Source organism: Streptomyces phytophilus (assembly GCF_013870535.1).
Lineage (GTDB): Bacteria > Actinomycetota > Actinomycetes > Streptomycetales > Streptomycetaceae > Streptomyces > Streptomyces phytophilus.
Window position 1 is genome coordinate 1 of record NZ_JACBXC010001071.1, and the last position, 2124, is coordinate 2124.

Genomic DNA, 2124 nt, shown 5'->3' on the forward strand with positions numbered 1-2124 from the left:
GGTCGGCGCCCGCCGCCGGGCAGTGCCGCCGGGCAGCGCTCTACGCGCGTAGGATGGCCCAAATCGTGACCGGAAAGGGGTGCCGCATGGCGGACGACAACGGAAGGGCCGCGGCCGTGCCGGACGCGGCGCGGATTCGGCGGGCGCCCAAGGTGCTGCTCCACGACCACCTAGACGGCGGCCTCCGCCCCGCCACCGTCGTCGACATCGCCCGCGAGACCGGCTACTCCGGGCTGCCCGAGAGCGACCCCGTGCGGCTGGGCGCCTGGTTCCGCGAGGCCGCCGACTCCGGGTCCCTGGAGCGCTACCTGGAGACCTTCGCCCACACCTGCGCCGTGATGCAGACCCGCGACGCCCTGGTGCGGGTCGCCGCCGAGTGCGCCGAGGACCTCGCCGCCGACGGCGTCGTCTACGCGGAGGTGCGCTACGCCCCCGAGCAGCACCTCCAGGGCGGGCTGAGCCTGGAGCAGGTCGTGGAGGCCGTCAACGAGGGCTTCCGCGAGGGCGAGCGGCGCGCGCACGCCGCCGGGCACCGCATCCGCATCGGCGCGCTGCTCACCGCCATGCGGCACGCCGCCCGCTCGCTGGAGATCGCCGAACTCGCCAACCGCTACCGCGACCTCGGCGTCGTCGGCTTCGACATCGCCGGCGCCGAGGCCGGCTTCCCGCCCACCCGCCACCTCGACGCCTTCGAGTACCTGAAGCGCGAGAACAACCACTTCACCATCCACGCCGGCGAGGCGTTCGGCCTGCCGTCGATCTGGCAGGCGCTGCAGTGGTGCGGCGCCGACCGGCTCGGCCACGGCGTACGGATCATCGACGACATCCACGTCGCCGAGGACGGCACCGTCAAGCTCGGCCGGCTGGCGGCGTACGTGCGCGACAAGCGGATCCCGCTGGAGCTGTGCCCGACGTCCAACCTCCAGACCGGTGCCGCCTCCTCGTACGCCGAGCACCCCATCGGGCTGCTGCGCCGGCTCTACTTCCGCGCCACGGTCAACACCGACAACCGGCTCATGAGCGGTACGAGCATGAGCCGCGAGTTCGAGGAGCTGGTGCGTACGTTCCACTACACGCTGGACGACATGCAGTGGTTCACCGTCAACGCCATGAAGTCGGCTTTCATCCCTTTCGATGAAAGACTGGCGATGATCAACGAGGTCATCAAGCCCGGATACGCCGGGCTGAAGTCGGAGTGGCTCTTTCGCTGACCGGCTCCGACCTGCGATTTCAGGTGCCCGCCGGGTCGGTTGGCGATGGTCCTACGATCCGCGGATGGGGCCGTACGGGCCAATTTCCGCCCCGGCGGGGCGGTCTTTGCCGCGGCGATATCCGGCTGGCTAGGTTTCTCTTTGCCGCTCGATATCCGCAAGGACGAGGACCTGAATTCCATGAAGACCCGCAAGATCTTCGGTACCGCACTGCTCGGCGCCGCTTTCGCCGCCGCCGCGGCGGGCACCGCCTCCGCCGCGCCCGTCCCCGGCCTGCCCGACCCGGTCGGTCAGGTGACCTCTCCGCTGGAGTCGGTCACCGGCTCGAATCTGGCGAGCAACAACGGCACCCCGGCCGCCGCCCCCAACGGTGCCGCCAACGCCCAGCCGCCGGGCCTCGGTCAGCTCGGTGTGCTGACCAGCGTGGTACCCCTCGGGGCCCTCCCCGTCGGCGCCCTGCCGCTCTGACGCCCGTACGCACACGGCCGGGGCCGGCATCCGCAGCGGATGCCGGCCCCGGTTCCGTATCGTCGGGGGCCGCCCTCACCAGGCGGGGCTGTGTACCTTCTCCTCGGTGGGCATCATCACCCACAGCGCCAGGTAGAGCAGGAACTGCGGTCCCGGCAGCAGGCAGGACACCACGAAGACGGTCCGGACGGTGGTGGGGGTCGTATCGAAGCGCCGGGCCAGGCCCGCGCACACCCCGGCGATCATCCGGCCCTCGCGCGGTCTCGTCGGCATGGCCATGGCTGCGTCACTCCTCGGGTCGGCGTTCGCGGCCCGCCGTCGGGTGGGCTACTGATTCCACCGTAGGCACACAAGCCGGACGAAACGTCGCCCTACGGGGCGATCTCGACCCTGGTGATTCTCGGGGTCGGGCCCTGAGCCGTCCCGCCCCCCGTCCCGCCCCCGG

The 2124-nt window shown here is 71.5% G+C and carries 3 protein-coding genes; 2 read left to right on the forward strand and 1 reads right to left on the reverse strand.

Annotation, left to right across the window (positions count from 1 at the left end; translation table 11 throughout):
* Nucleotides 1–86: 86 nt before the first annotated feature.
* A complete protein-coding gene (locus H5J30_RS29130; protein WP_181790263.1) occupies nucleotides 87–1211 on the forward strand; it encodes an adenosine deaminase in 1125 nt (374 codons plus the stop codon).
* Between the two features lie 180 nt (nucleotides 1212–1391).
* Nucleotides 1392–1679 carry a hypothetical protein gene (locus H5J30_RS29135; protein WP_181790264.1) on the forward strand — a complete coding sequence of 96 codons (288 nt, stop codon included), beginning with the start codon at nucleotides 1392–1394 and terminating at the stop codon, nucleotides 1677–1679.
* Between the two features lie 75 nt (nucleotides 1680–1754).
* Here H5J30_RS29135 and H5J30_RS29140 read toward each other — a convergent pair whose 3' ends face one another.
* Complete coding sequence (locus tag H5J30_RS29140; protein WP_181790265.1) at nucleotides 1755–1958, reverse strand: PspC domain-containing protein; 204 nt, start codon at nucleotides 1956–1958, stop codon at nucleotides 1755–1757.
* Nucleotides 1959–2124 lie beyond the last annotated feature (166 nt).

Excerpts from the sequence above, each read along its gene's own strand:
- H5J30_RS29140 (WP_181790265.1), bottom strand. The coding sequence starts at position 1,958 with ATGGCCATGCCGACGAGACCGCGCGAGGGCCGGATGATCGCCGGGGTG.
- H5J30_RS29130 (WP_181790263.1), top strand. The coding sequence starts at position 87 with ATGGCGGACGACAACGGAAGGGCCGCGGCCGTGCCGGACGCGGCGCGG.
- H5J30_RS29135 (WP_181790264.1), top strand. The coding sequence starts at position 1,392 with ATGAAGACCCGCAAGATCTTCGGTACCGCACTGCTCGGCGCCGCTTTC.